The sequence below is a fragment of the Aggregatibacter aphrophilus ATCC 33389 genome (assembly GCF_900636915.1).
GTDB classification, from domain to species: domain Bacteria; phylum Pseudomonadota; class Gammaproteobacteria; order Enterobacterales; family Pasteurellaceae; genus Aggregatibacter; species Aggregatibacter aphrophilus.
This window is the reverse complement of sequence record NZ_LR134327.1, coordinates 1183790-1210459: the sequence shown is the minus strand read 5'-3', so window position 1 is coordinate 1210459 and position 26670 is coordinate 1183790. Positions and strand designations below refer to the sequence as shown.

At 41.6% G+C, this 26670-nt stretch carries 41 protein-coding genes; 35 read left to right on the top strand and 6 right to left on the bottom strand.

Annotated elements, in window-relative coordinates; genetic code table 11:
* Positions 1–11: 11 nt before the first annotated feature.
* Positions 12–1343 carry a 30S ribosomal protein S12 methylthiotransferase RimO gene (gene rimO, locus EL144_RS05950; protein ID WP_005704426.1) on the bottom strand — a complete coding sequence of 444 codons (1332 nt, stop codon included), beginning with the start codon at positions 1341–1343 and terminating at the stop codon, positions 12–14.
* A 248-nt stretch (positions 1344–1591) separates the two neighbouring features.
* Here rimO and EL144_RS05945 point away from each other — a divergent pair, with 248 nt between their 5' ends.
* Together EL144_RS05945 and EL144_RS05940 are read left to right on the top strand one after the other, a co-directional pair.
* The gene (locus tag EL144_RS05945) at positions 1592–1888 is read left to right on the top strand and encodes an alternative ribosome-rescue factor A (protein WP_005704427.1); all 297 of its coding nucleotides are present in this window, start codon (positions 1592–1594) and stop codon (positions 1886–1888) included.
* Positions 1889–1890: 2 nt separating this feature from the next.
* Positions 1891–2187, top strand: a complete 297-nt coding sequence (locus EL144_RS05940) for a DUF5377 family protein (protein WP_005701900.1) — start codon at positions 1891–1893, stop codon at positions 2185–2187.
* A 26-nt stretch (positions 2188–2213) separates the two neighbouring features.
* Here the strand turns inward: EL144_RS05940 and arsC are convergent, their stop codons facing one another.
* On the bottom strand, positions 2214–2564 hold the full coding sequence (gene arsC / locus EL144_RS05935; RefSeq protein WP_005704429.1) for an arsenate reductase (glutaredoxin): 351 nt from the start codon (positions 2562–2564) through the stop codon (positions 2214–2216).
* A 73-nt stretch (positions 2565–2637) separates the two neighbouring features.
* Between arsC and EL144_RS05930 the strand changes: the two genes are divergently transcribed.
* Positions 2638–3696 carry an AI-2E family transporter gene (locus EL144_RS05930; protein WP_005704430.1) on the top strand — a complete coding sequence of 353 codons (1059 nt, stop codon included), beginning with the start codon at positions 2638–2640 and terminating at the stop codon, positions 3694–3696.
* Between the two features lie 74 nt (positions 3697–3770).
* On the opposite strand, the gene udp is transcribed toward EL144_RS05930, so the two are convergent.
* Together udp and asnC are read right to left on the bottom strand one after the other, a co-directional pair.
* The gene (udp, locus tag EL144_RS05925; protein WP_005704431.1) at positions 3771–4529 is read right to left on the bottom strand and encodes a uridine phosphorylase; all 759 of its coding nucleotides are present in this window, start codon (positions 4527–4529) and stop codon (positions 3771–3773) included.
* Positions 4530–4547: 18 nt separating this feature from the next.
* Positions 4548–5000: a transcriptional regulator AsnC gene (gene asnC / locus EL144_RS05920; protein ID WP_005701896.1), complete on the bottom strand. Its 453-nt coding sequence runs from the start codon at positions 4998–5000 to the stop codon at positions 4548–4550.
* 170 nt (positions 5001–5170) lie between these two features.
* On the opposite strand from asnC, the gene asnA reads away from it, so the two are divergent.
* On the top strand, positions 5171–6163 hold the full coding sequence (gene asnA / locus EL144_RS05915; RefSeq protein WP_005704432.1) for an aspartate--ammonia ligase: 993 nt from the start codon (positions 5171–5173) through the stop codon (positions 6161–6163).
* Positions 6164–6219: 56 nt separating this feature from the next.
* Here the strand turns inward: asnA and dusA are convergent, their stop codons facing one another.
* The gene (gene dusA, locus EL144_RS05910; RefSeq protein WP_005704433.1) at positions 6220–7203 is read right to left on the bottom strand and encodes a tRNA dihydrouridine(20/20a) synthase DusA; all 984 of its coding nucleotides are present in this window, start codon (positions 7201–7203) and stop codon (positions 6220–6222) included.
* A gap of 3 nt (positions 7204–7206) precedes the next feature.
* A complete protein-coding gene (locus EL144_RS05905; protein WP_005704435.1) occupies positions 7207–8598 on the bottom strand; it encodes a chloride channel protein in 1392 nt (463 codons plus the stop codon).
* 229 nt (positions 8599–8827) lie between these two features.
* On the opposite strand from EL144_RS05905, the gene EL144_RS05900 reads away from it, so the two are divergent.
* From EL144_RS05900 to EL144_RS05750, 31 genes are all read left to right on the top strand, one after another.
* Positions 8828–9832: an ornithine carbamoyltransferase gene (locus EL144_RS05900; protein WP_005704436.1), complete on the top strand. Its 1005-nt coding sequence runs from the start codon at positions 8828–8830 to the stop codon at positions 9830–9832.
* Positions 9833–9842: 10 nt separating this feature from the next.
* Positions 9843–10775, top strand: a complete 933-nt coding sequence (gene arcC / locus EL144_RS05895; RefSeq protein WP_005704437.1) for a carbamate kinase — start codon at positions 9843–9845, stop codon at positions 10773–10775.
* Positions 10776–10904: 129 nt separating this feature from the next.
* Complete coding sequence (locus tag EL144_RS05890) at positions 10905–12434, top strand: YfcC family protein (RefSeq protein ID WP_005704438.1); 1530 nt, start codon at positions 10905–10907, stop codon at positions 12432–12434.
* 92 nt (positions 12435–12526) lie between these two features.
* Entirely contained in the window at positions 12527–12994 is a 468-nt protein-coding gene (locus EL144_RS05885; RefSeq protein WP_005704439.1) for an Lrp/AsnC family transcriptional regulator, read from the top strand.
* 310 nt (positions 12995–13304) lie between these two features.
* Positions 13305–13616 carry a 30S ribosomal protein S10 gene (rpsJ, locus tag EL144_RS05880; protein WP_001181005.1) on the top strand — a complete coding sequence of 104 codons (312 nt, stop codon included), beginning with the start codon at positions 13305–13307 and terminating at the stop codon, positions 13614–13616.
* A 16-nt stretch (positions 13617–13632) separates the two neighbouring features.
* The gene (rplC, locus tag EL144_RS05875; protein ID WP_005704440.1) at positions 13633–14259 is read left to right on the top strand and encodes a 50S ribosomal protein L3; all 627 of its coding nucleotides are present in this window, start codon (positions 13633–13635) and stop codon (positions 14257–14259) included.
* Positions 14260–14274: 15 nt separating this feature from the next.
* Positions 14275–14877 (top strand): 50S ribosomal protein L4, encoded by a 603-nt coding sequence (gene rplD, locus EL144_RS05870; RefSeq protein ID WP_005556240.1) that lies wholly within the window; start codon positions 14275–14277, stop codon positions 14875–14877.
* Positions 14874–15176 (top strand): 50S ribosomal protein L23, encoded by a 303-nt coding sequence (gene rplW, locus EL144_RS05865; protein ID WP_005704441.1) that lies wholly within the window; start codon positions 14874–14876, stop codon positions 15174–15176. The genes rplD and rplW overlap by 4 nt, the downstream gene beginning before the upstream one ends.
* 20 nt (positions 15177–15196) lie before the next feature.
* Positions 15197–16018 carry a 50S ribosomal protein L2 gene (rplB, locus tag EL144_RS05860; RefSeq protein WP_005704442.1) on the top strand — a complete coding sequence of 274 codons (822 nt, stop codon included), beginning with the start codon at positions 15197–15199 and terminating at the stop codon, positions 16016–16018.
* 25 nt (positions 16019–16043) lie between these two features.
* Positions 16044–16319: a 30S ribosomal protein S19 gene (gene rpsS / locus EL144_RS05855; RefSeq protein ID WP_005539416.1), complete on the top strand. Its 276-nt coding sequence runs from the start codon at positions 16044–16046 to the stop codon at positions 16317–16319.
* 10 nt (positions 16320–16329) lie between these two features.
* Entirely contained in the window at positions 16330–16662 is a 333-nt protein-coding gene (gene rplV, locus EL144_RS05850; RefSeq protein WP_005539363.1) for a 50S ribosomal protein L22, read from the top strand.
* A 16-nt stretch (positions 16663–16678) separates the two neighbouring features.
* Positions 16679–17386, top strand: coding sequence for a 30S ribosomal protein S3 (gene rpsC, locus EL144_RS05845; protein ID WP_005701881.1), 708 nt, complete (start codon positions 16679–16681; stop codon positions 17384–17386).
* 13 nt (positions 17387–17399) lie between these two features.
* A complete protein-coding gene (gene rplP, locus EL144_RS05840; protein WP_005539359.1) occupies positions 17400–17810 on the top strand; it encodes a 50S ribosomal protein L16 in 411 nt (136 codons plus the stop codon).
* Positions 17810–18001 (top strand): 50S ribosomal protein L29, encoded by a 192-nt coding sequence (gene rpmC / locus EL144_RS05835; RefSeq protein ID WP_005701880.1) that lies wholly within the window; start codon positions 17810–17812, stop codon positions 17999–18001. The genes rplP and rpmC overlap by 1 nt, the downstream gene beginning before the upstream one ends.
* A complete protein-coding gene (rpsQ, locus tag EL144_RS05830; RefSeq protein ID WP_005539352.1) occupies positions 18001–18258 on the top strand; it encodes a 30S ribosomal protein S17 in 258 nt (85 codons plus the stop codon). The genes rpmC and rpsQ overlap by 1 nt, the downstream gene beginning before the upstream one ends.
* Before the next feature lie 282 nt (positions 18259–18540).
* The gene (rplN, locus tag EL144_RS05825) at positions 18541–18912 is read left to right on the top strand and encodes a 50S ribosomal protein L14 (protein ID WP_005619403.1); all 372 of its coding nucleotides are present in this window, start codon (positions 18541–18543) and stop codon (positions 18910–18912) included.
* A 10-nt stretch (positions 18913–18922) separates the two neighbouring features.
* The gene (gene rplX / locus EL144_RS05820; RefSeq protein ID WP_005704443.1) at positions 18923–19234 is read left to right on the top strand and encodes a 50S ribosomal protein L24; all 312 of its coding nucleotides are present in this window, start codon (positions 18923–18925) and stop codon (positions 19232–19234) included.
* Positions 19235–19251: 17 nt separating this feature from the next.
* Positions 19252–19791, top strand: a complete 540-nt coding sequence (gene rplE / locus EL144_RS05815) for a 50S ribosomal protein L5 (protein ID WP_005548784.1) — start codon at positions 19252–19254, stop codon at positions 19789–19791.
* A 12-nt stretch (positions 19792–19803) separates the two neighbouring features.
* Positions 19804–20109, top strand: coding sequence for a 30S ribosomal protein S14 (gene rpsN, locus EL144_RS05810; protein ID WP_005701877.1), 306 nt, complete (start codon positions 19804–19806; stop codon positions 20107–20109).
* 36 nt (positions 20110–20145) lie between these two features.
* The gene (gene rpsH / locus EL144_RS05805; RefSeq protein WP_005701876.1) at positions 20146–20538 is read left to right on the top strand and encodes a 30S ribosomal protein S8; all 393 of its coding nucleotides are present in this window, start codon (positions 20146–20148) and stop codon (positions 20536–20538) included.
* Positions 20539–20553: 15 nt separating this feature from the next.
* Positions 20554–21087: a 50S ribosomal protein L6 gene (rplF, locus tag EL144_RS05800; RefSeq protein ID WP_005701875.1), complete on the top strand. Its 534-nt coding sequence runs from the start codon at positions 20554–20556 to the stop codon at positions 21085–21087.
* A gap of 13 nt (positions 21088–21100) precedes the next feature.
* Positions 21101–21454, top strand: coding sequence for a 50S ribosomal protein L18 (gene rplR, locus EL144_RS05795; protein WP_005701874.1), 354 nt, complete (start codon positions 21101–21103; stop codon positions 21452–21454).
* Positions 21455–21469: 15 nt separating this feature from the next.
* Positions 21470–21970 carry a 30S ribosomal protein S5 gene (rpsE, locus tag EL144_RS05790; RefSeq protein ID WP_005701873.1) on the top strand — a complete coding sequence of 167 codons (501 nt, stop codon included), beginning with the start codon at positions 21470–21472 and terminating at the stop codon, positions 21968–21970.
* A gap of 6 nt (positions 21971–21976) precedes the next feature.
* A complete protein-coding gene (gene rpmD, locus EL144_RS05785) occupies positions 21977–22156 on the top strand; it encodes a 50S ribosomal protein L30 (protein ID WP_005701872.1) in 180 nt (59 codons plus the stop codon).
* Positions 22157–22159: 3 nt separating this feature from the next.
* Positions 22160–22594 (top strand): 50S ribosomal protein L15, encoded by a 435-nt coding sequence (gene rplO / locus EL144_RS05780; RefSeq protein ID WP_005701871.1) that lies wholly within the window; start codon positions 22160–22162, stop codon positions 22592–22594.
* 3 nt (positions 22595–22597) lie between these two features.
* Positions 22598–23923, top strand: a complete 1326-nt coding sequence (gene secY / locus EL144_RS05775) for a preprotein translocase subunit SecY (RefSeq protein WP_005704446.1) — start codon at positions 22598–22600, stop codon at positions 23921–23923.
* Between the two features lie 24 nt (positions 23924–23947).
* On the top strand, positions 23948–24061 hold the full coding sequence (gene rpmJ, locus EL144_RS05770) for a 50S ribosomal protein L36 (RefSeq protein WP_005543607.1): 114 nt from the start codon (positions 23948–23950) through the stop codon (positions 24059–24061).
* A 139-nt stretch (positions 24062–24200) separates the two neighbouring features.
* Positions 24201–24557, top strand: a complete 357-nt coding sequence (gene rpsM, locus EL144_RS05765) for a 30S ribosomal protein S13 (protein ID WP_005701869.1) — start codon at positions 24201–24203, stop codon at positions 24555–24557.
* 15 nt (positions 24558–24572) lie between these two features.
* Positions 24573–24962 (top strand): 30S ribosomal protein S11, encoded by a 390-nt coding sequence (rpsK, locus tag EL144_RS05760; protein ID WP_005701868.1) that lies wholly within the window; start codon positions 24573–24575, stop codon positions 24960–24962.
* Positions 24963–24991: 29 nt separating this feature from the next.
* The gene (rpsD, locus tag EL144_RS05755; protein ID WP_005701866.1) at positions 24992–25612 is read left to right on the top strand and encodes a 30S ribosomal protein S4; all 621 of its coding nucleotides are present in this window, start codon (positions 24992–24994) and stop codon (positions 25610–25612) included.
* Between the two features lie 28 nt (positions 25613–25640).
* Positions 25641–26630: a DNA-directed RNA polymerase subunit alpha gene (locus EL144_RS05750; RefSeq protein WP_005701864.1), complete on the top strand. Its 990-nt coding sequence runs from the start codon at positions 25641–25643 to the stop codon at positions 26628–26630.
* Positions 26631–26670 lie beyond the last annotated feature (40 nt).

The following is a 26670-nucleotide window of genomic DNA, read 5'->3' as shown; positions in this document are numbered from 1 at the left end:
CTCCTCTTGCTTTAACAGGTTCCCCACAAGTCGTATTCGTCTGCTTCAGTGATGGTGACGGAAATAATGTCGCCAATATTGACCGCACTTTGGCTTTGATTGTCCACATACACCAGACCGTCGATTTCCGGCGCATCTGCCATGGAGCGGGCAATAATGCCTTCCTCATTGACTTCATCCACAATCACCCTGAGGGTTTTGCCGATTTTTTGTTGTAAACCGGCTGCAGAGATTTCTTGTTGCACTTGCATGAAACGGTGGTACCGTTCTTCTTTCACCTCTTCCGGCACTTGACCCGGCATATCCGTTGCCGGCGCGCCTTCCACCGGGCTGAATTTGAAACAACCCACACGATCCAATTGCGCTTCTTTTAAGAAATCCAACAACATTTGGAAATCGTCTTCCGTTTCGCCCGGGAAGCCAACGATAAAGGTTGAACGCAATGTCAATTCAGGGCAAATTTCACGCCATTGTTTAATACGCTCTAAAGTGCGGTCGATTTTGCCGGGTCTTTTCATGGCCTTAAGGATTTTCGGACTGGCGTGCTGCAATGGAATGTCTAAATAAGGCAACAACTTGCCTGCTGCCATAAGTGGAATGAGTTCATCCACGTGCGGATACGGATAAACATAATGCAAACGTACCCAAACACCCAGATTACCTAATTGTTGGCACAGGCTGATTAAATTATTTTTAATCGGCATACCGTTCCAGAACACGGTTTTGTTTTGGTTTTCTTTCGTTTGATCTAAGGCGTAAGCGGAAGTGTCTTGCGATACGATTAACAGCTCTTTCACGCCGGCATCTACAAGGCGTTTGGCTTCGTCTAACACTTGGGTAATCGGACGGCTATCCAAATCACCGCGCATAGACGGAATAATACAGAAAGTGCAACGATGATCGCACCCTTCGGAAATTTTTAAATAGGCATAATGTTTTGGCGTGAGTTTCACACCTTGCGCCGGCATTAAACTTTCATACGGATTATAAGCCGGTTTTGGCACATATTTATGCACTTGCGTCATCACGGTTTCGTAGCTATGTGGGCCGGAGACTTCCAACACTTTCGGGTGTACTTGGCGGATTTGATCTTCTTTGGCGCCAAGGCAACCGGTGACAATGACTTTGCCGTTTTCTTCCAACGCTTCACCAATAGCTTCCAAGGATTCTTGTACGGCGCTATCAATAAAGCCGCACGTATTAACAATAACCAAATCAGCGTTTTCATAGCTTGGAATAATGTTGTATCCGTTAGCGCGTAATTCCGTCAAAATACGTTCGGAATCGACCAAGTTTTTAGGGCAGCCAAGGCTGACAAAACCAATGTTTGGGGTAGCACTCATAAATTTTCTCAAAAAGTAAATCGTGGGTAATAAAAGTGGCTAATTTTACCCGTTTTGCTACGAAAATGCGATAAACAATTGGTTAAATTTTGTCTGTTTTATGTCAAGGAAAATTCGTTGGAAAAGGCAATTGGTTGCCCTTTATCCCCGCATGAAACTTTCAATTTCAGCAAATATGTATATAATGTGTGCGATTTTTCGTGTATGAAAAATCTACTTATTTATTCAATTCATCATGAGAGGACAACATGGCAAAACACAAAAACGCCTTGCAAACACCGTCTCAACATGTGCAAGGGACGCTGACCTATCAGCATCAACGCGGTGTCATTAAAGATAACGCGATCCAAGCGTTATTACATGATAAATTATTCCGCCAGCGTGTAGAGCGCAATAAAAAAGGCAAAGGCAGTTATCAACGTAAAGCAAAACATATCAATCGTTGGTACGAAAAGCCCGATAATAAGATTTCTTCTATAAGAGATTTTATTATCGGGTTTTTTCATTCATTTAGCTTATGCAACATATTGATATTTGTGAGGTAGTTATGACAGCAAAAACAGAAATTCTATTTAATAACACATGGAATGTGCGAATTAGTGATCCGGGCGAAGAAGGGGCCCAAAGTCATTTCTTTGAGACCATTTATATTACCTTGGAAGCACATATTGACGGCGATGATGTGCAATATGAATTTACCCGCAAAGTGGAAGATCAAATTAAAATTAAAAAAGTCTTTACCGATTTAGATGAATTATTTATTTACCTTAGTGAACAGATTTCCCCCGTGGCAATTGGGCATTTAGGCATTAAAATTGGCAATTTAGGCATTGCCAAAGAGTAAAAGTGCGGTTGTTTTTCCAAATGTTTTTATAAAATCGTCAACACGGATTCCGGTGGGCGCCCGATTTTGGCCTTGTTGCCATGAATGACAATCGGACGTTCCAACAACGCAGAATGTTGGGAAATGGCTAGTAGTAAATTTTTTGCGCTAAGTGTCGGGTTGTCTAAATCAAGTGATTGATATAACTCGTCTTTGGTGCGCATCATTTGACGAATATCAGTGATGCCTAATTTATCGGCAATTTCTTGTAATTTTTCTACGCTATAATGCTGTTGTAAATAAAGCTCAACTTGCGGTTGAATATGGTGGCTTTCCAGTAATGCCAAGGTTTCACGGCTTTTGGAACAGCGTGGGTTGTGATAGATAATAACAGACATACAAATTCCTCTTGGTGTGTGATTTAAGCTAATTTTACCTTATAATCAGCCAAGTTTTATAGAGGTATTCATTATGATTGAAATGTTAAAAAATTGGTATAACCGACGCTTTAGTGATCCGCAAGCCATGGGGTTGGCGGCGATTTTGCTATTCGGATTTATTGCCATTTATTTTTTTAGCGATCTAATTGCGCCCCTATTGGTGGCGATTGTGCTGGCGTATTTGTTGGAATGGCCGGTGCGTTTATTAAATGAGAAGCTGAAATGCCCGCGTTTATTGGCAACGACTTTAGTTATTGGTACGTTTACCGGTTTGGTGTTTTTAGTGGTGTTGGTGTTGCTCCCAAACTTATGGACACAGATGGTCAATTTATTAAGTGATTTGCCACACATGTTTAATAAATTTAATGAATGGTTGTTATCCCTACCGGAACGCTATCCTGACCTTATCGATACAAAAACCGTGGAATCGATTTTCGGCTCGGTGAAAGAGAAAATTCTAGGGTTGGGTGAGTCCGCATTGAAGCTGTCTTTGGCCTCTCTCATGAACTTGGTAACGCTTGGGATTTACGCGTTTTTGGTACCTTTGATGGTGTTTTTTCTGTTGAAAGATAAACGTCAGTTAATGGATGGTGTAAGTCGTTTCCTGCCTCGCAACCGTACTTTGGCATCGGCTGTTTGGGTGGAAATGCAACAACAAATTTCTAATTATATTCGAGGTAAGTTAGTGGAGATTTTTGTTGTGGCGGCAGTGACTTATATGATTTTCCTGATTTTTGGTCTAAATTACCCGTTATTACTGGCTGTTGCGGTTGGGATTTCCGTGTTGGTACCTTACATCGGCGCTGTGTTGGTCGCTATTCCCGTGGTGTTGGTAGCGATTTTTCAATTTGGTGATACCCACACATTTTGGTATATCGTTATTGCCTTTGTGGTGAGTCAATTATTAGACGGAAATTTACTCGTGCCGTTTTTGTTCTCTGAGGCAGTTAACTTACATCCTTTAGTGATCATTATTGCCGTACTCATCTTTGGCGGTTTGTGGGGGTTTTGGGGCGTGTTTTTCGCCATTCCATTGGCAACGTTAGTTAAGGCGGTGGTCAACGCATGGCCTTCTAATGAAACCACCTGATAAAAACATCATAGAAAATGACCGTACTTTGAATGAGAAAAGCAAAGTGCGGTCATTTTTTTAGGTATTTTTTGTTAAACCAACAATCCTGCTGCTTTCACTACGGCGTGGATAGCTTTTTCTTCCGTTGATTTAATGGTTTCTTCATTCGGAATTTCCTGTTGGGTGCGATTTACAATAGCGCCCGCAATCATACCTGCGCGTAAGCCAATGGCTGAGCACATGGTAAATAAGGTAGCGGATTCCATTTCATAATTCATTACATGAAGTTCTTGCCATTGTTTGAGAGAGCCTTGGAAGTGGCGATAGATTTTACCGGTGAACGTGTCATAGCGTTCTTGTCCTGGATAGAATGTGTCGGATGAAGCGGTGATGCCTACATGAACTTTATTACTTGCGTCTTCTGTAGCCACTTTATAGAGCGCATTGGTACATTCAAAGTTCGCTACTGCCGGGTATTCCAACGGTGCAAAATGGCGGCTTGCGCCATCTAAGCGCACCGCGCCGGTGGTAATCAATAAATCACCCACATTAATGTGCGGTTGAATAGCACCGGTAGTGCCAATACGTAAGAATGTGCGTACGCCGAGTTGTGCCAATTCCTCTACCGCAATAGAGACGGATGGGCCACCGATACCGGTAGAGCAAACAACGACGGCGTGTTCATCAATATAACCGAGCCAAGAGGTAAATTCACGGGTAGAGGCAAGGAATTTTGGACGATCCAACAAACGTGCAATACGTTCAACCCGCTCAGGTGCTCCTGGGACAATGGCCAATTTGGCTCCATCTAACATGGCTTTGGTTAGACCAAGGTGAAATACTTCAGACATACTATTCTCCTTTATACTTTAAGGTTTGATACCACGCAAAATTGGATTTTGCATGGAAATTAAGGTTTCGGTGGATTGAATTTCATCAATCAATTGAATCTTGGCTGACAGCACCAAATGCAATTCAGCAATGGTATGCGTCATGACTTTAATGAAAATTGAGTAATTACCCGTAGTGTAATAGGCCTCGACTACTTCATCAATGGCCTCTAGCTTCTTAATGACTTTCTCGTAATCTTTGGCGGATTTCAAAATAATGCCGATAAAACCGCATACGTCGTAGCCCAACTTACGTTCGTTAATTTTGACTTTTGTCCCTTCAATGACGCCCGATTGACGCATTTTTTCCACTCGAACATGAATTGTACCGGGGCTGACGCCGAAGTTCTTCGCCATTTCAGCATAAGGTGTACGTGCATCTTTAGTAAGTACACGCAATATTTGCTGGTCTAAATTATCGATATTATGCATAACATGCTCCCTTTTTGAAAATTTTTAATAAACATTATTGATTTTTGTTTATTTTATAAATTATATCGAATTTTATTTGAGTCGTGTCGAATATTGTTGCCTTAAATTTAAGGAGGATGCAGAATTTAGTGAATTCAAGTCAAAATATTAAATAATATAGGATTAAAACAATGAAAAAGACATTTATTTTGCAACAACAAGAGATTAGTTTTGTAAAAAATACATTTACCCAAAACCTTATCGAACAACTTGGCATCATCGAAGTTCAAGGTCCAATCTTAAGCCAAGTGGGCAATGGTATGCAAGATAACTTATCAGGTATCGAAAAAGCGGTACAAGTTCATGTAAAACAAATTCCAAATGCTGTGTTTGAAGTCGTGCATTCTTTAGCCAAATGGAAACGTCACACTTTAGCGCGTTTCCACTTTAAAGAAGGCGAGGGCTTGTTTGTCCATATGAAAGCGTTGCGTCCGGATGAGGACTCTCTTGACCCAACCCATTCTGTGTACGTGGATCAATGGGACTGGGAAAAAGTGATTCCGGAAGGACGTCGCAACTTTGCTTATTTAAAAGAAACCGTTAATTCCATTTATCGCGCCATTCGTTTAACCGAATTAGCTGTCGAAGCGCGTTTTGACATTCCTTCCGCGTTGCCAAAACAAATTACCCTCGTACATAGTGAAGATTTGGTAACACGCTATCCTGATTTAAGCAGCAAAGAGCGTGAAAACGCTATTTGTAAAGAATACGGCGCGGTGTTCTTAATTGGTATCGGTGGCAAGTTGTCTGACGGCAAACCGCATGATGGTCGTGCACCGGATTACGATGACTGGACAACCGAGTCGGAAAACGGCTACAAAGGCTTGAACGGTGATATCTTGGTTTGGAACGACCAACTCGGCAAAGCCTTTGAGCTTTCTTCTATGGGTATTCGCGTTGATGAAGCCGCATTACGTTTACAAGTTGGTTTAACTGGTGATGAAGATCGTTTAAAAATGGATTGGCACCAAGAATTGTTGCAAGGCAAATTACCGTTAAGTATTGGTGGTGGCATTGGTCAATCCCGTATGGCAATGTTCTTGTTACACAAGCGTCATATTGGCGAAGTGCAATCCAGTGTCTGGCCGAAAGAAATGTTAGAAGAATATCAAAACATTCTTTAATCTAAAATGAACAAGTGCGGTGGGTTTTGGAAACGTTTTTAAAACCCACCGCACTTTTACTCTTCCACAAAGCCTAATGCGGTTTCTACCACCTCAATTCCTGCGCCTTCTTTATAAGCATTTTCACTCAAATACCGGCGCCATTGACGGGCGCCTTTGCAGTTTTGGAAAGCCCCGAGCATGTGACGGACGATGTGGTTGAGATAGACGCCCTGGCTGAGTTGGCTTTCAATGTAAGGCAACATACTTTCTACGGCTTGGCGCGGCGTAATTATCGGCGCGTTAGGATCAAACAGTGCCTGATCGATATGACCTAGTAACGATGGGTTTTGATAGGCTTCGCGTCCCACCATGACACCGTCCACGTGCTGCAAGTGCCGTTGTATTTCCTCAATCGTTTTGATTCCACCGTTAATGCTGATGAGTAAATCGGGGAAATCCCGTTTTAGTTGATACACCCGTTCGTAATCCAACGGTGGAATTTCGCGGTTTTGTTTTGGGCTGAGACCGGAAAGCCAGGCTTTACGCGCATGGACAATGAATTCTTGGCAACCGGCCTGTTTGACGGTTTGCACAAAATTATAAAGAAAATCATAGCTGTCAAAATCGTCAATACCGATACGGGTTTTCACGGTGACGGGAATTTGCACCGCACTTTGCATTTGTTGTACGCATTCGGCAACTAAATCTGCTTTTGCCATTAAGCAAGCGCCGAACATGCCGTTTTGTACACGGTCGGAAGGACAACCGACATTCAGGTTGATTTCTTGATAGCCGCGCTGTTCCGCTAATTGGGCACAATGTTTCAGTTGTGCAGGGTCGCTACCACCGAGTTGTAATGCCACAGGATGTTCTGCTGCATCAAAATCAAGGTGATCATATTTGGCGTGAATGATCGCCTGTGCAGTCACCATTTCCGTGTAAAGTAAGGCGTGGCGGGAAAATTGGCGATGAAAATAACGGCAATGGCGCGTTGTCCAATCCAACATGGGGGCGACGGCAAAGCGGCCGCGATAAAAGTGCGGTTGATTTTGAGGCATTTTTTATGAACTTTCCTTCCTGTTTTTTTGTATTTCTTCTTGAATCCGATGGCGAAAACGCCCCGCCGCAAAATGGTAGAACGGCTTTGGACTAAATTGGCGTGAAATAATGGAGGAAATCAGACAGCAAATCAATAGCCAAATAAGCACCGGTTGACAGCCCGTCATTTCCATCACGATGACGCTGGCGGTGACCGGTGATTGGGTGACACCGGCTAAAAAAGCTGCCATGCAAAGCAACACGAGCAACCGTTGGTCTATTAAGCCGTCGCTGAAGGAGGCCACTTTTACGCCTAAGCCTGCACCGATGGTTAAGGAAGGGGTGAAAATCCCCCCTGCGATACCCGTCCAATAAGAGCCTACCGTGGCGAATAATTTCATGATACCGATATCTGGTTGTAGCGCTTCTCCGTCCAAAGCTTGGGTAACAACATGATAGCCTGTGCCGTAGGTTTGTCCTTGAGTGTAAACACCAAGTGCGGTCAAAATCAGACCTAAAATAAAAGCGGTAATAATTGGGTGGCGATGAACTCCATGACGGAAAATAGCAGGCAATGTGTCGGCAATGCCTTTTGCCAATAAACGGGCGAAGATACCGCCGGAAACACCGCCGACTAAGCCGCACAGCAAGACCCATAAATATAGGTAAGGAATATCGGTGGCACCGTGATATTTCGGAAAGTAAGGGTTGTTGCCGTCGATGGCTACTAAAATAAAGCCTGCCGCCAGCACGCCTAATAATACGCGCCGTTCCCAGCGTAGTAATACACCACGTCCCAGTTCTTCAATTGCAAAAATGACACCGGCCAGGGGCGCGTTAAATGCAGCAGCCAAACCGCCGGCAGCTCCCGTTGCCATGAGCTCGTTGGCCGTTAATCCGTTAAATGCGATACCGTATCGACGACAAATATTACCCCACCATAACATTACTGCCGCACCCACTTGTACAGACGGCCCTTCCCGCCCAACAGACGCACCAATGAGCATGGCAAGAAAAGTTAGGGGAATTTTCCACAGGGTTTGTCCGAAGGCGACCAAGCGATGTTTATCGGCATGATTGGGCAAGCTGATAGAGGCGATGACTTGCGGGATGCCGCTGCCACCTACATAGGGCGTGTATTTCGCTACAAACCATGTCAACAATGCCAAGCCGCTTGGCAAAATGAACCACACAGCAGTCGGGTAGCGCTGTGTCCAATAGGCGTTCCATGCCAACCCTAAATCAGCCAATTTGGCAAAACCTAAGGAAAATAAGGAGACGAGCGCCGCGCCGATTAGTAGGCAGGAAAATTCAACGGTTTTGTGAGAGATTCGGTAACTTTGGCGTAATTTCTTGTGTAAAACATACCGCACTTTGGCGGTTGTATGGCGTAAAAAGGTGATGAAAGCGTCCATTACGTTCGATCTTTCCTCATTGAGGATTTTTGTTGCTTATAAATTGCTAAAGCAGAATTTTATACCAATAAAAAGGGAGTTGTTAGTTATAAATTCAAAATCTTTACACTTGAGTAGAAAATTAGCAACTATATTTCTTGGGGCTTCTCTTAAAATAATGGCATTCGCAATGCTATAGGTCGTATGTCGAATAAACATCAATAAATTCATCACATTCAAGGAGATTATTATGGCTTTCAATCTTAAAAATAGACACTTATTAAGTCTTGTCAATCACTCAGAACGTGAAATCAAATATTTGTTAGATTTATCCCGTGATTTAAAACGGGCGAAATATGCCGGCGCTGAACAACAAAAATTAAAAGGTAAAAATATTGCGTTAATTTTTGAAAAAACTTCCACGAGAACCCGCTGCGCTTTTGAAGTTGCTGCTTATGACCAAGGCGCGCAAGTGACCTACATCGATCCAAACTCTTCTCAAATCGGCCATAAAGAAAGTATGAAAGACACTGCCCGAGTGTTAGGCAGAATGTACGACGCCATTGAATATCGTGGTTTCAAACAAGAAATTGTGGACGAATTGGCCGAATATGCCGGTGTGCCGGTATTTAATGGCTTAACTGACGAATTCCACCCAACCCAAATGTTGGCAGACGTGTTAACCATGATTGAAAACTGCGATAAACCATTAAGTGAAATCAAGTATGTGTATATCGGTGATGCGCGTAATAACATGGGAAATTCCTTATTATTAATCGGCGCCAAATTAGGCATGGATGTACGCATTTGCGGGCCAAAAGCCTTGTTGCCTGACGCCGAATTGGTAGAAATGTGTGAAGGCTTTGCAAAACAAAGTGGCGCACGTATTACCGTCACCGATGATATTGATAAAGCAGTGAAAGGTGTAGATTTTGTGCACACCGACGTATGGGTTTCCATGGGCGAACCGCTAGAAACGTGGGGCGAACGCATTAAATTATTATTGCCATATCAAGTGACACCTGAATTGATGAAACGCACAGGTAATCCGCGCGTCAAATTTATGCACTGCTTACCGGCATTCCATAACAGCGAAACCAAAGTGGGTCGTCAAATTGCAGAAAAATACCCTGAATTGGCAAACGGTATTGAAGTCACCGAAGATGTCTTTGAATCTCCGATGAATGTGGCATTTGAACAAGCGGAAAACCGCATGCACACCATTAAAGCCGTGCTTTATTCTAGCTTAATTTAAGAGGTGGCATATGAGAATTGTTATTGCATTAGGCGGAAATGCCTTATTGCGTCGCGGCGAGCCGCTGACTGCTGAAAACCAGCGATTAAATGTGCGTATTGCTTGTGAACAAATCGCCAAAATTTACCCTAATAATGAATTAGTCATTGCGCACGGTAACGGCCCTCAAGTAGGCCTGTTAGCGCTACAAGGGGCAGCTTATAAAGATGTTCCGACTTATCCGTTAGACGTGTTGGGCGCGGAGTCCGTGGGCATGATTGGTTATATGATTCAACAAGAACTGGGGAATTTGGTGCCTTTTGAAGTGCCGTTTGCTACTTTGCTTTCACAAGTAGAAGTAGATATTAACGATCTGGCTTTTAAAAATCCAACCAAACCGATAGGCCCGGTATATTCCAAAGACGAGGCAGAACGGTTGGCGAAAGAGAAAAACTGGAGCATCGCACAAGACGGCGACAAGTATCGTCGCGTTGTACCAAGTCCATTGCCAAAACGGATTTTTGAGATTCGTCCGGTTAAATGGTTGTTGGAAAAAGGCAGTATTGTTATCTGCGCCGGTGGTGGCGGTATTCCGACTTATTATGATGAACAACATAATCTGCAAGGCGTAGAGGCGGTTATTGATAAAGATTTGTGTTCCGCATTGTTAGCCGAAAATTTGGAGGCAGATTTATTCATTATCGCCACCGACGTGTCAGCAACCTTTGTGGATTGGGGTAAACCAACACAAAAAGCTATTGCATTAGCACCACCGGATGAGATTGAAAAAATGGGCTTTGCTGCCGGTTCTATGGGACCGAAGGTACAAGCTGCAGTGAATTTTGCTCGTAATACCGGTAAAGATGCGGTGATTGGCTCGCTTTCTGATATTGTGGATATTGTCAAAGGCAAGGCGGGTACCCGTATTACTAAGAAAGCAACGGAAATTTCCTACTATTCATAATGATGTACACAATAAGAAAAACACTTTGAGAATATCAGCAGTTCAAAGTGGAATGTGCGGTCGGTATAGCGATTAAGACGTTATGCCGACTCGCCAAACAAAAACTGTTGTATTGACGAGGAGTCTGTTATGGAAGCGTCTAATCAAAAAAAGACCTTTAATTTCCCATCAGCGTTTACTATTTTATTCTTTATTTTAATCCTTGCTGTGGGATTAACATGGGTTATCCCATCAGGTTCATATTCTAAATTGACTTATAATATGACCGATAAAGTATTTGTGGTAAAAACCTACGGCGAGCAAGACAAAACTTATCCGGCTACTGAAGAAACCCTCAATAATCTTAATATCAAAATTAAACTGACGAATTTCACCGAGGGGGTAATCAAAAAACCTATTGCTATTCCGGGCACTTATCAACGTATTGAACAACATTACAAAGGTATCAAAGATATTCCTATCAGCATGGTGGAAGGAACCATAGAAGCGGTGGATGTGATGGTGTTCATTTTCGTGCTGGGCGGTATGATTGGTGTCATTAACAGAACGGGCTCGTTTAACGCGGGGTTAATGGCTTTAGCTCGGCGCACGAAAGGCAATGAATTTATGATTGTATTCAGTGTTTCCGTGTTGATGGTGTTAGGGGGGACCACTTGTGGTATCGAAGAAGAAGCGGTTGCATTTTACCCTATTCTGGTGCCGGTATTTTTAGCCCTGGGGTATGATGCCATTATTTGTGTTGGGGCCATCTTCTTGGCTTCCTCCATGGGAACGGCGTTTTCCACAATTAACCCATTCTCTGTGGTTATCGCTTCCAATGCTGCCGGTATTCAATTTACCGAAGGGATTGGGTTCCGTGCCATTGGGTTAGTATTAGGGGCAACTTGCGTTATTGCTTATTTATATTGGTATGCTAAGAAAGTGAAAGCGGATCCGAGTTTTTCCTATACTTATGAGGATAGAGAAGAGTTTTATCATCGTTATATGAAAAACTTTGATCCAAATACGGTACTTGAGTTTACCTTAAGAAGAAAACTGATCTTAATTCTCTTCTGTATTGCCTTCCCAATCATGATTTGGGGGGTAATGGCAGGTGGTTGGTGGTTCCCGCAAATGGCGGCTTCATTCTTGTCTATCGCCATTATCATCATGTTTATCAGTGGGTTGAAAGAAAAAGACATTGTGGAATCCTTTACCGAGGGGGCTTCTGAATTAGTTGGCGTATCCTTAATTATTGGTTTGGCACGTGGTGTTAACTTAGTGCTTGAACAAGGCATGATTTCCGACACCATTTTGGACTATATGTCTAACTTGGTCAGTGGCATGCCGGGTAGCGTCTTTATTCTCGGTCAATTGGTAGTCTTTATATTCTTAGGTCTTATCGTGCCGTCTTCCTCCGGTTTGGCAGTGCTTTCCATGCCGATTATGGCTCCGCTTGCCGATGCTGTAGGCATTCCGCGTGATATAGTGGTTTCTGCCTATAACTGGGGACAATACGCCATGTTATTCTTGGCACCAACAGGTTTGGTATTGGTCACATTACAAATGTTACACATACCATTTAATAAATGGGTCAAGTTTGTTATGCCAATGATTGGTTGTTTGTTGGTGATTGGAGCAATCTTATTGGTTATTCAAGTGTCCTTGTATAGCGTTTAAAAGTAATTTTCATAAAGGCCACCGATATCACAGTTTTTAATCGGTGGCCTTGTTATAATGCGCACGCTTTTCTTTTCTAAAAAGGATTTTTTATGTTTAAGAAATTATTCGATAACATTGATACGCGCATTCTAAAAGCTTTGCAACGCAATGGACGCTTGCAGAATAATGAATTAGCCAAAGAAGTTGGGCTCTCTAACTCGGCCTGTTTACGTCGTGTGAATAATTTAGAAGAAAACGGTGTGATTGATGGCTATGTTGCTTTATTAAATCCGAAGAAAGTAAATTGCAATTTAATTGTTTATGTTCAAGGCACATTTTTTGAAGAGGATCCGGAACTAAAAGAGCGGTTCATTTTTGAGATAAAATTAATCCCACAAGTATTGGAGTGTCATTTAATGGCGGGGAGTTACGATTTTCTGCTAAAAATGTGTGTTGCTGATTTAGACCAATTCAATACCATCAAAAACACCTATCTCACCAAAAATATCGGAATCAAAACCCTCAAATCCGAAGTCACCCTAAAAACCATCAAAAACACCACTGAGCTATCCTTATAAGACGCTAAAAGTGCAGTTGTTTTTGGGCGTGTTTTTATTGAGCAAACTGACCGCACTTTTAGGTAATGATAAATATAGAGAAAATACTTGCAAAGCGTGGTGAGTTTGGGTAGAATTTGCGGGCTTTTTATAGAAGCCGTTTAGTGTAATCATTTATTAAACGGGTGTTGCGATAGGTAACACTAACAATGTTCTCGATTTGGGAACTATATAAACAGGTAGCTTGCACCTCCTTTTCTTGTTGTTTTGATGTAAGAATTGTGATGGTGTTAGTTTTTTTATTAGCTAAATTTATTGGAGCTCTGGTCTCATGCAGAACCAAAGAATCCGTATCCGCCTTAAAGCATTTGATCATCGTTTGATCGATCAATCTACAGCGGAGATCGTTGAAACAGCTAAACGTACTGGTGCACAAGTTCGTGGCCCGATTCCTTTACCAACTCGTAAAGAGCGTTTCACAGTATTGATTTCTCCACACGTAAATAAAGATGCGCGTGATCAATATGAAATCCGTACTCACAAACGTTTAGTTGATATTGTTGAGCCAACAGAAAAAACTGTTGATGCTTTAATGCGTTTAGACTTGGCTGCCGGCGTTGACGTGCAGATCAGCCTAGGTTAATTAAGAGGTTATTACAATGATTGGTTTAGTCGGTCGTAAAGTCGGTATGACCCGTATCTTCAATGAAGATGGCGTGTCTGTACCGGTTACCGTTATCGAAATCGAAGCCAACCGCGTAACTCAAGTTAAAACTCTTGAAAACGATGGCTATACTGCAGTTCAAGTTACCACTGGCTCTAAAAAAGCAAGTCGTGTAACGAAGCCTGAAGCGGGTCATTTCGTGAAAGCTGGCGTTGAAGCTGGTCGCGGTTTATGGGAATTTCGTACTGAAGGTGAAGAATTCACTTTAGGTCAAGAAATTAACGTTGACATCTTTGCAGATGTTAAAAAAGTTGATGTTACCGGTACTTCTAAAGGTAAAGGTTTCCAAGGTGGTGTTAAACGTTGGAACTTCCGTACTCAAGATGCTACCCACGGTAACTCTTTATCACATCGTGTTCTCGGTTCTATTGGTCAAAACCAAACTCCGGGTCGTGTGTTTAAAGGTAAAAAAATGGCAGGACACTTAGGTGCTGAGCGTGTAACCGTTCAATCCCTTGAAGTTGTTCGTGTAGATGCTGAGCGTAAATTGCTATTAGTAAAAGGTGCCGTTCCGGGTGCTACTGGTAGTGATGTTATCGTTAAGCCGGCAGTTAAAGCATAGGTCTAGGAGATAGAGATGGAATTACAAGTTGTTGGTGCTAATGCACTCACTGTTTCTGAAACTACCTTCGGCCGTGAGTTTAACGAAGCGTTGATTCACCAAGTTGTTGTTGCTTATGCAGCAGGTGCTCGTCAAGGTTCTCGTGCACAAAAAACTCGTGCTGAAGTGTCTGGTTCAGGTAAAAAACCTTGGCGTCAAAAAGGTACAGGTCGTGCTCGTTCCGGTGATATTAAATCACCAATTTGGCGTTCTGGTGGTGTCACTTTCGCAGCGAAACCACAAGATCACAGTCAAAAGGTGAACAAGAAGATGTACCGCGGTGCAATCAAAAGCATTCTTTCTGAGCTTGTTCGTCAAGATCGTTTAGTTGTTGTTGATAAATTTGAAATTGATGCACCAAAAACCAAAGTATTAGTACAAAAATTAAAAGAATTAGCACTTGAAGATGTGTTAATCATCACAGCAAGTTTAGATGAAAATCTATTCTTGGCAGCACGCAACTTATACAAAGTAGATGTTCGTGATGCTCAAGGTATCGATCCGGTAAGTTTAATTGCTTTCGATAAAGTAGTTGTAACTGTGGATGCTGTGAAGCAAATTGAGGAGATGTTAGCATGAGTCAAGAACGTTTGCTAAAAGTGCTTAAAGCACCACATGTCTCTGAGAAAGCAACAAATAACGCTGAGAAGTCAAACACAATCGTTTTCAAAGTCGCTTTAGATGCGAATAAAGTAGAAATTGCTAATGCAGTAGAGCAACTTTTTGACGTGAAAGTGGATTCTGTTCGTACCGTTGTGGTGAAAGGTAAAACTAAACGCCGTGGTGCTAAGATGGGACGTCGCAGTGACTGGAAAAAAGCTTATGTTACACTTCAAGAAGGACAATCTTTGGACTTCGTTGAAGGCGCAGCAGAGTAATTACGGAGGAGTAGAAGATAATGGCTATCGTTAAATGTAAGCCGACCTCCGCTGGTCGTCGTCATGTTGTTAAAGTTGTTAACCCTGAGTTGCATAAAGGTAAACCTTTTGCTGCGCTTTTAGATACTAAATCTAAAACCGGTGGTCGTAACAACTATGGTCGTATTACTACTCGTCACATTGGTGGCGGTCACAAACAACACTATCGTTTAATTGATTTTAAACGTAATAAATTAGACATTCCTGGTGTTGTTGAACGTTTAGAATACGATCCGAATCGTTCTGCAAATATTGCTTTAGTGCTTTATAAAGACGGTGAACGTCGTTATATCTTAGCACCAAAAGGTTTGGCTGCAGGTGATCAAATCCAAGCGGGTGCACATGCGCCAATTAAAGTTGGTAACTCATTACCAATGCGTAATATTCCGGTTGGTTCTACCGTACATAATGTTGAATTAAAACCAGGCAAAGGCGGTCAAATTGCTCGTTCAGCTGGTGCTTATGTACAGATCATTGCCCGTGAAGGTAATTATGTGACTTTACGTCTCCGTTCTGGCGAGATGCGTAAAGTGTTAGCTGAATGTTCTGCCACCATTGGTGAAGTAGGCAACTCAGAGCATATGCTTCGCGTATTGGGGAAAGCTGGTGCTAATCGCTGGAGAGGTGTACGCCCTACAGTTCGTGGTACTGCAATGAACCCAGTAGATCACCCACACGGTGGTGGTGAAGGTCGTAACTTTGGTAAACACCCAGTAACACCTTGGGGCGTTCAAACTAAAGGTAAGAAAACTCGCCATAACAAACGTACTGATAAATATATCGTACGTCATCGTGGTAAATAATTTTAATTAAATAAGAGGATAAGCCATGCCACGTTCTCTCAAGAAAGGTCCTTTCCTTGACCTACACTTGTTGAAGAAGGTAGAGAAGGCGGTGGAAAGCGGGGATAAAAAACCAATTAAAACTTGGTCCCGTCGTTCAATGATCATTCCATCAATGATTGGATTGACCATCGCAGTCCATAATGGTCGTCAGCATGTTCCTGTTTATGTTTCTGATGAAATGATCGGTCATAAATTAGGCGAATTTGCACCGACTCGTACTTACCGCGGTCACGCTGCGGACAAGAAAGCTAAGAAGTAAGGGGTAAAAGATGGAAACTATTGCAAAACATCGTTACGCTCGCACTTCAGCGCAAAAAGCTCGCTTAGTTGCGGATTTAATCCGTGGCAAGAAAGTGGCTCAAGCATTAGAAATTCTTACTTACACGAATAAAAAAGCATCTGCTTTAGTGAAGAAAGTTCTTGAGTCAGCGATTGCTAATGCTGAGCACAATGACGGTGCAGATATCGATGATCTTAAAGTTGCGAAGATTTTCGTAGATGAAGGTCCAAGCATGAAACGTGTTATGCCACGTGCTAAAGGTCGTGCAGATCGTATTTTAAAACGTACAAGCCACATTACTGTGGTTGTGTCAGATCGTTAATCGTAGAGGAATAACAATGGGTCAAAAAGTACATCCACATGGTATTCGCCTAGGTATTGTAAAACCTTGGAGCTCTACTTGGTTTGCGAATACACAAGATTTCGCCAACAATCTTGAAGGCGATTTCAAAGTACGTCAATTCTTAAATAAAGAATTAGCGAATGCTTCAGTTTCACGTATCACTATTGAGCGTCCTGCAAAAAGTATTCGTGTTACTATTCACACAGCTCGCCCGGGTATCGTAATTGGTAAGAAAGGTGAAGATGTTGAGAAATTGCGTAATGCAGTGGCAAAAATTGCCGGTGTTCCTGCTCAAATCAACATCGCTGAAGTGAAAAAACCTGAATTAGATGCAAAATTAGTTGCAGATAGTATTGCTTCACAATTAGAACGTCGTGTAATGTTCCGTCGTGCTATGAAGAAAGCGGTACAAAATGCAATGCGTTTAGGCGCTAAAGGTATCAAAGTTGAAGTTAGCGGTCGTTTAGGCGGTGCTGAAATTGCTCGTTCTGAATGGTATCGTGAAGGTCGTGTACCTCTACATACATTGCGTGCGGACATCGACTATAACACTGCAGAAGCTCATACTACATACGGCGTAATCGGCGTTAAAGTATGGATCTTCAAAGGTGAGATTCTTGGTGGAATGGCTGCGCTAGCGCAACCGGAACAACAACCTGCCGACAAGCCTAAAAAGGCTCCGCGCGGTAAAGGTCGTAAGTAAGGAGAATCGCTAAATGTTGCAACCAAAACGTACAAAATTCCGTAAAGTTCACAAAGGCCGTAACCGTGGTATCGCGGGCGGTACAGAAGTTAGCTTCGGTACTTTCGGTTTAAAAGCAGTTGGTCGTGGTCGTTTAACTGCACGTCAAATTGAAGCCGCTCGTCGAGCGATGACTCGTGCAGTAAAACGTCAAGGTAAAATCTGGATTCGTGTATTCCCGGATAAACCAATTACTGAAAAACCATTAGAAGTCCGTATGGGTAAAGGTAAAGGTAACGTTGAGTACTGGGTAGCCTTAATCCAACCGGGTAAAGTTCTCTATGAAATGGATGGTGTGTCTGAAGAGATCGCGAGAGAAGCGTTTGCATTAGCAGCTGCTAAATTGCCGGTTAAGACCACTTTCGTAACTAAGACGGTGATGTAATGAAAGCTCAAGAATTACGTACAAAAAGTGTTGAAGAGCTGAATGCTGAATTAGTAAACCTTTTAGGTGAACAATTCAAGTTGCGTATGCAAGCAGCCACCGGTCAGCTTCAACAAACCCATCAGTTAAAACAAGTGCGTCGTAGCATTGCACTAGTAAAAACTGTTCTAACCGAAAAGGCGGGTGAGTAATGACTGATAAAATTCGTAGCGTGCAAGGTCGTGTAGTAAGCGACAAGATGGAAAAATCTTTCGTTGTTGCGATTGAACGTAAGGTTAAACACCCACTTTATGGTAAGTTTATCCGTCGTACAACCAAGTTACATGTGCACGATGAAAATAACGAGGCTAAATTAGGTGATTTAGTGGAAGTTCGCGAATGTCGCCCAATTTCTAAAACTAAGTCATGGACTTTAGTTCGTGTAGTTGAAAAAGCAGTAATTGCTTAATTGATTACAAAGAATAAATTAAAAGCCAATAGTGCAAACTGTTGGCTTTTTGTTTTCTAAAATAATTTAAATTTTGACCGCACTTTCCTCTTAAGGAAGTTGTTATAAAATCATTCATAAGAATTTTAATCTTATTAAGATAAGCTCTCTTGTTATAAGCAAATTTTCATTGCTTTTCATTTATAATTTTGCTAAACTCCGCCACCTCTCCGTCATACACTTTATGTGTTACGGATAGGTTCGTCCCGTAAGGGTGGTTTTTTAATTTAACGGAGCACTAATATGATCCAAGAACAGACTATGCTGGATGTTGCTGATAATTCAGGCGCTCGCAGCGTAATGTGTATCAAGGTTCTAGGTGGATCGCATCGTCGTTATGCTGCTATTGGCGACATCATCAAAGTTACTGTAAAAGAAGCAATTCCGCGCGGTAAAGTAAAAAAAGGTGATGTACTAAAAGCAGTTGTTGTGCGCACCAAGAAGGGTGTTCGTCGCCCAGATGGATCAGTTATTCGTTTCGATGGTAACGCTTGTGTGATTTTAAACAATAACACTGAGCAACCAATCGGTACCCGTATTTTTGGACCAGTGACTCGTGAACTTCGTTCTGAGAAATTCATGAAGATCATTTCTTTAGCTCCAGAAGTACTGTAAGGAGAATGTAATGGCTGCAAAAATCCGTCAAAATGATGAAGTAATTGTGCTTACTGGCAAAAGCAAAGGTAAGCGCGGCAAGGTAACAAAAGTGTTATCTAATGGTAAAGTGATTGTTGAAGGTGTAAATATCATCACTAAACATGAAAAACCGGTACCTGCTTTAGGTAAAGAAGGTGGTTTAGTGAAAAAAGAATCTGCGATTGATGTTTCAAACGTTGCTATCTTTAACCCAACAACAAATAAAGCTGACCGTGTAGGTTTTAGATTCGAAGATGGTAAAAAAGTACGCTTCTTCAAGTCTAATAATGAAATTATTTAATAAACTGGAGTAATGCGATGGCGAAACTGCATGATTACTACAGAGATCAAGTAGTAAATGAATTGAAAACTAAATTCAACTACTCATCTGTCATGCAAGTCCCACGAATCGAAAAGATAACCCTAAATATGGGTGTGGGTGAAGCATTGACCGATAAAAAATTGCTAGATAATGCAGTTGCTGATCTAGCAGCGATTAGCGGTCAAAAACCTTTAATTACTAAGGCCCGTAAATCTGTTGCTGGCTTTAAAATCCGTCAGGGATATCCAATCGGTTGTAAAGTAACACTACGTGGTGAACGTATGTGGGAGTTCTTAGAACGTTTAATTACAATTGCTGTTCCACGTATTCGTGACTTCCGCGGTTTAAGTGCGAAATCATTTGATGGTCGTGGAAATTACAGTATGGGTGTGCGTGAGCAAATCATCTTCCCTGAAATCGACTATGATAAAGTAGATCGTGTACGTGGTTTAGATATTACTATTACCACTACGGCTAAGAATGATGAAGAAGGTCGAGCACTGTTAGCTGCCTTTAATTTCCCATTCCGTAAGTAAGGCAGGTTACAAATGGCTAAACAATCAATGAAAGCACGCGATGTAAAACGCGTGAAATTGGCTGAAAAATTCTATGCTAAACGTGTGGAATTGAAAAAGATTATTTCTGACGTTAATGCCTCTGACGAAGATCGTTGGAATGCGGTGTTAAAGTTACAAACTTTACCACGTGATTCTAGCCCTAGTCGTCAACGTAACCGTTGTCGTCAAACTGGGCGTCCTCATGGCGTTCTTCGTAAGTTTGGTTTAAGCCGTATTAAGGTTCGCGAAGCCGCTATGCGCGGTGAGATACCGGGTCTTAAGAAGGCAAGTTGGTAATTTACCACTTTAATTTGGAATCGGAGTAAAAGCACAATGAGTATGCAAGATCCTATCGCAGATATGTTGACCCGTATTCGTAACGGTCAAGCTGCGAATAAAGTTGCGATCAGTATGCCTTCATCCAAGCTAAAAGTGGCAATTGCCAATGTATTAGCTGACGAAGGTTATATCGAGAGCGTTAAAGTAATTGCAGGTGTAAAACCTGAACTGGAAATTACATTAAAATATTTCCAAGGAAAACCGGTTGTAGAAAGTATTCAGCGTATCAGTCGCCCTGGTTTACGTATTTATAAGCGTAAAGACGAATTACCAAAAGTAATGGGTGGTTTGGGTATTGCCGTTGTATCTACATCCAAAGGTGTAATGACTGACCGTGCAGCTCGCCAAGCGGGTTTAGGCGGTGAGATCATTTGTTATGTAGCTTAATAGAGAGGTAGGAAAATGTCTCGTGTTGCAAAAGCACCTGTTAGTATTCCTGCCGGTGTTGAGGTAAAACTTAACGGACAGTTACTAACAATTAAAGGTAAAAATGGTGAGTTATCTCGCTCTATTCATCATTCAGTAGAAGTCAAACATGAAAACAATGAATTAACATTTTCACCACGTGAAGGAGTTGAAGGTAGTAATGCTCAGTCAGGTACTGCCAGAGCACTAGTTAATTCTATGGTTATTGGTGTTACTGAAGGGTTTACAAGAAAACTACAATTAGTAGGTGTAGGTTATAGAGCTCAAATTAAAGGAAATGCTGTTGCTTTAAGTCTTGGATTTTCTCACCCTGTTGAGCATGTTTTACCTGCAGGGATTACTGCTGAGTGTCCTTCTCAAACTGAAATTATTTTGAAAGGTTCAGATAAACAGCTAATCGGTCAAGTTGCTGCAGATATTCGTGCTTATCGTCGCCCAGAACCGTATAAAGGTAAAGGGGTACGTTACGCTGATGAAGTGGTGCGTATGAAAGAAGCTAAGAAGAAATAATTAAGGTAACACTATGGATAAGAAATCAGCTCGTATCCGTCGTGCAGCTCGTGCGCGTCACATGATGAGAGAGCAAGGTGTAACTCGTTTAGTTGTTCACCGTACTCCACGTCATATTTATGCACAAGTAATCGCACCAAACGGTTCAGAAGTGCTTGCTGCTGCTTCAACTGTTGAAAAAGCAATTAGTGAGCAAGTGAAATATACCGGTAATAAAGATGCCGCAGCTGTTGTAGGTAAGATTGTAGCAGAGAGAGCATTGGCAAAAGGCATTAAAGATGTCGCTTTTGATCGTTCCGGTTTTAAATATCATGGCCGTATCCAGTCTTTAGCGGATGCTGCTCGTGAAGCTGGTCTACAGTTCTAATTGAGGTAATTTGAGATGGCAAACATCGAAAAACAAGCTGGTGAACTGCAAGAAAAGCTAATTGCGGTAAACCGCGTATCTAAGACTGTAAAAGGTGGTCGTATCATGAGCTTTACTGCGTTAACTGTAGTAGGCGATGGTAATGGTCGTGTAGGTTTTGGATATGGTAAAGCACGTGAAGTTCCAGCAGCTATTCAAAAAGCAATGGAAAAAGCACGTCGTAACATGGTTAATGTGGCTTTAACCGAAGGTACATTACAACATCCTGTTAAAGGTACTCACACTGGTTCTCGTGTTTTTATGCAACCAGCTAGTGAAGGTACTGGTATCATCGCCGGTGGTGCAATGCGTGCAGTGCTAGAAGTAGCAGGTGTCCGTAATGTACTATCAAAAGCGTATGGTTCAACTAATCCAATCAACGTTGTTCGTGCTACGATTGATGCTTTAGCAAATATGAAATCACCAGAAATGGTTGCTGCTAAACGTGGTAAATCTGTTGATGAAATTTTGGGGTAATTGATAATGGCTAAAACTATTAAAGTAACGCAAGTTCGTAGTTCTATTGCTCGTTTACCAAAGCATAAAGCTACACTACGTGGTCTTGGTCTTCGCCATATGCATCATACTGTTGAGTTGGTTGATACTCCAGCGGTACGTGGAATGATTAACCAGGTTTCATATATGGTTAAAGTGGAGGAGTAATAGATGCGTTTAAATACTCTATCTCCGGCTGAGGGGGCTAAGCATAGTGCTAAACGTCTTGGTCGTGGTATAGGCTCTGGTTTAGGTAAAACTGGTGGGCGTGGTCATAAGGGGCAAAAATCTCGTACTGGTGGCGGTGTTCGTCGCGGTTTCGAAGGCGGTCAAATGCCTTTATATCGTCGTTTGCCTAAATTTGGTTTTACTTCAATGAAAGCGGCAGTTACAGCAGAAGTTCGTTTAGACGATTTGAATAAAATTGAAAATGGCATTGTAACTTTAGAAACATTAAAAGAAGCGAATCTTCTAACTAAGGATATTCAGTTTGTTAAAGTTATTTTAGCAGGTGAAGTGAAAACTAAACTAGTTATTCGCGGTTTACGTGTTACTAAAGGTGCACGTGCAGCAATTGAAGCTGCCGGCGGTTCAATCGAGGAATAGTTAATGGCTAAACAACCAGGTTATCAAGCTAGAAGTACTCAGGGCGGTACAAGTGAACTTAAGCGTAGATTGCTATTTGTTTTAGGTGCACTTATTGTTTTCCGAATTGGGTCATTCATTCCGGTTCCTGGTATAGATGCTGCTGTATTAGCTCAATTAATTGAACAGCAAAAAGGCACCATCATTGATATGTTTAATATGTTTTCTGGTGGTGCGTTGAGCCGAGCCTCAATTTTTGCGTTGGGGATTATGCCTTATATTTCGGCATCAATTATTATTCAATTGTTAGCAACAGTTCATCCGGCACTTGCAGAATTGAGAAAAGAAGGTGAGTCTGGTCGTCGCAAAATCAGCAAATATACACGTTATTCAACAGTTGTACTTGCTACTTTACAGGCGGTAGGGATTTCAACTGGATTACCTAATATGTTACCTGGTCTTGTTCCAAATTTAGGATTCGGGTTTTACTTTACGGCGGTAATTAGTTTAGTAACTGGAACTATGTTCTTAATGTGGCTAGGCGAGCAAATTACTGAACGAGGTATAGGCAACGGTATTTCTTTAATCATTTTTGCAGGCATTGTAGCAGGATTGCCTGCTGCAATTGGTCAAACAATTGAGCAAGCGCGTCTTGGTCAGATGCATGTACTTGTTCTTCTTTTAATCGCTGTTATTGTGTTTGCGGTAACTTACTTTGTTGTCTTTGTTGAGAGAGGACAGAGAAGGATTAAAGTTGAATATGCAAAGCGTCAGCAGGGTAGACAAATTTTAGGTGGTCATTCAACTCACTTACCATTAAAAGTTAATATGGCAGGCGTTATACCGGCAATTTTTGCATCTAGTATAATTCTTTTTCCTGCAACATTAACTCAATGGGGTGGGCAAGGTTCTAGCTTGGAATGGCTAACTGATTTATCAATGCTACTACATCCGGGTCAACCTTTGTACTTGGTTGTATATGCTGCAGCAATTATCTTCTTTAGTTTCTTTTATACTGCAATGCAATATAATCCTAGAGATACAGCAGATAATTTGAAAAAATCTGGTGCATTTATACCTGGAATTAGACCAGGGGAGCAAACATCTCGATATATTGATAAAATTATGACTAGACTTACGCTAATTGGTGGTCTTTATGTCACATTCGTGTGTTTGGTTCCTTATGTTATGACATCAGCTTGGAATGTGCAGTTTTATTTTGGCGGCACATCTTTACTGATTGTTGTAGTGGTAATTATGGATTTCATCGTTCAGATTCAAAGTCATTTAATGTCGACTAAATATGAATCTGCGCTGAAAAAAGCAAACCTTAGAGGTTTTGGGCAATAGCCCATTTATATAAAAGGATAAGCAATGAAAGTTCGTGCGTCCGTTAAGAAATTATGTCGTAACTGTAAAGTTGTGAAGCGCGAAGGGGTTGTTCGTGTACTTTGTAGCGATCCTAAGCATAAACAACGTCAAGGTTAATTGATATTTTTTCTTGCAAAGAACCGGTTGAGTAATTATACTACTCAGCTCATTTATTTCCTTGGCACTCTGTTTGAGTATCCTGAAAACGGGCTTTTCAAGATCAGAGTGTCAAACTACTTAACAATAGGAGTGCATAGTGGCCCGTATTGCAGGCATTAACATTCCTGATCACAAACACGCTGTGATTGCTTTAACTGCAATTTATGGTATTGGTAAGACTCGTTCAAAAAGCATTTGTGCTTCTGCGGGTATTGCTGAAGATGTTAAGATCAGCGAATTGTCTGAAGAGCAGATTGATAAACTGCGTGACGAAGTTGGTAAATTTACCGTTGAAGGTGACTTACGTCGTGAAGTAACACTTAACATTAAACGTCTATTAGACTTAGGTTGTTATCGTGGTTTACGTCATCGTCGTAGTTTGCCGGTACGTGGTCAACGTACTAAAACTAATGCGCGCACCCGTAAGGGTCCTCGTAAGCCGATCAAAAAATAGTCGGGGTAAATTAAGATGGCAAAAACACCAGTTCGTGCACGTAAACGTGTAAAAAAACAAGTTGTAGATGGCGTTGCACACATTCACGCATCTTTCAATAATACAATCGTTACTATTACTGACCGTCAAGGTAATGCCTTAGCATGGGCAACTGCCGGTGGTTCAGGTTTCCGTGGTTCTCGTAAATCTACTCCGTTTGCTGCACAAGTTGCTGCAGAACGTTGTGCCGAAGTTGTAAAAGAATTCGGCTTAAAGAACTTGGAAGTTATGGTAAAAGGACCGGGTCCTGGTCGTGAGTCAACCATCCGCGCATTAAATGCGGCTGGTTTCCGTATCACGAATATCACTGATGTGACTCCGATTCCTCATAACGGTTGTCGTCCACCGAAAAAACGTCGTGTTTAATGACGTCATAGGATAGTTGGAGAAAGAAAATGGCAAGATATTTGGGTCCTAAACTCAAGCTCAGCCGTCGTGAAGGTACTGATTTATTTCTTAAATCAGGCGTTCGTGCGATTGATTCAAAATGTAAAATTGATACTGCACCAGGTCAACATGGTGCCCGTAAACCACGTTTGTCTGACTATGGTAGTCAGTTACGTGAGAAACAAAAAGTTCGCCGTATGTACGGTATTTTAGAACGTCAATTCCGTAACTATTACAAGGAAGCTAACCGCCTAAAAGGTAATACTGGTGAGAATTTGTTAGTATTATTAGAAGGTCGATTGGATAATGTTGTTTATCGTATGGGATTTGCAGCAACTCGTGCTGAAGCTCGTCAGTTAGTGAGTCATAAAGCAATTGTTGTAAATGGTCGTGTGGTAAATATTCCATCTTTTCAAGTTTCAGTTGATGATGTAGTTGCTGTTCGTGAAAAATCTAAAAAACAAGCACGTATTAAAGCATCATTGGAATTAGCAGAGCAAAGAGAAAAGCCAACTTGGTTGGAAGTTGATGCTGCTAAAATGGAAGGTGTATTCAAACGTGTTCCTGAACGTTCTGATTTATCAGCAGACATTAATGAACATCTGATCGTTGAGCTTTATTCTAAATAATAGAGCTTAGAAGCAAAGAGAGGATAAAATGCAGGGTTCTGTTACAGAATTTTTAAAACCACGCTTAGTTGACATTGAACAAATTAGTTCTACACAAGCTAAGGTAGTCTTAGAGCCATTAGAGCGTGGTTTCGGTCATACTCTAGGAAATGCATTGCGCCGTATTCTTCTATCTTCAATGCCTGGTTGTGCTGTAACTGAAGTAGAAATTGATGGTGTGTTGCACGAATATAGTAGTAAAGAAGGTGTTCAAGAAGATATTCTTGAAGTGCTTTTAAATCTAAAAGGTTTAGCTGTAAAAGTACAAAATAAAGATGATGTTCTTCTAACGCTTAACAAATCTGGAATTGGCCCTGTTGTTGCTGCAGATATTACCCACGATGGTGATGTTGAAATTGTAAATCCGGAGCATGTAATTTGCCACTTAACTGACGAAAATGCATCCATTAATATGCGTATTCGTGTACAGCGTGGTAGAGGATATGTGCCTGCATCAGCTCGTGCTCAAAATCAAGATGAAGATCGTCCGATTGGTCGTTTATTAGTAGACGCTTGTTATAGTCCTGTTGACCGTATTGCTTACAATGTTGAAGCAGCACGTGTTGAACAACGTACTGATTTAGATAAATTGGTTATTGAACTAGAGACAAACGGGACTATTGATCCTGAAGATGCAATTCGTCGTGCTGCAACAATTTTAGCAGAACAACTAGATGCATTCGTTGATTTGCGAGATGTTCGTCAACCTGAAATTAAGGAAGAAAAACCAGAATTCGATCCGATTCTGCTTCGTCCTGTTGATGATTTAGAGTTGACAGTTCGTTCTGCTAACTGTTTGAAAGCAGAAACAATTCACTATATCGGTGATTTAGTACAACGTACAGAAGTTGAGTTATTAAAAACGCCTAATCTAGGTAAGAAATCACTTACTGAAATTAAGGATGTACTCGCTTCAAGAGGCTTATCACTAGGTATGCGCCTTGAAAATTGGCCACCAGCAAGTATTGCTGAAGACTAGTTTGGTCGTAGGTTTAAGATTTTTCTGAGAAGGATAAGGT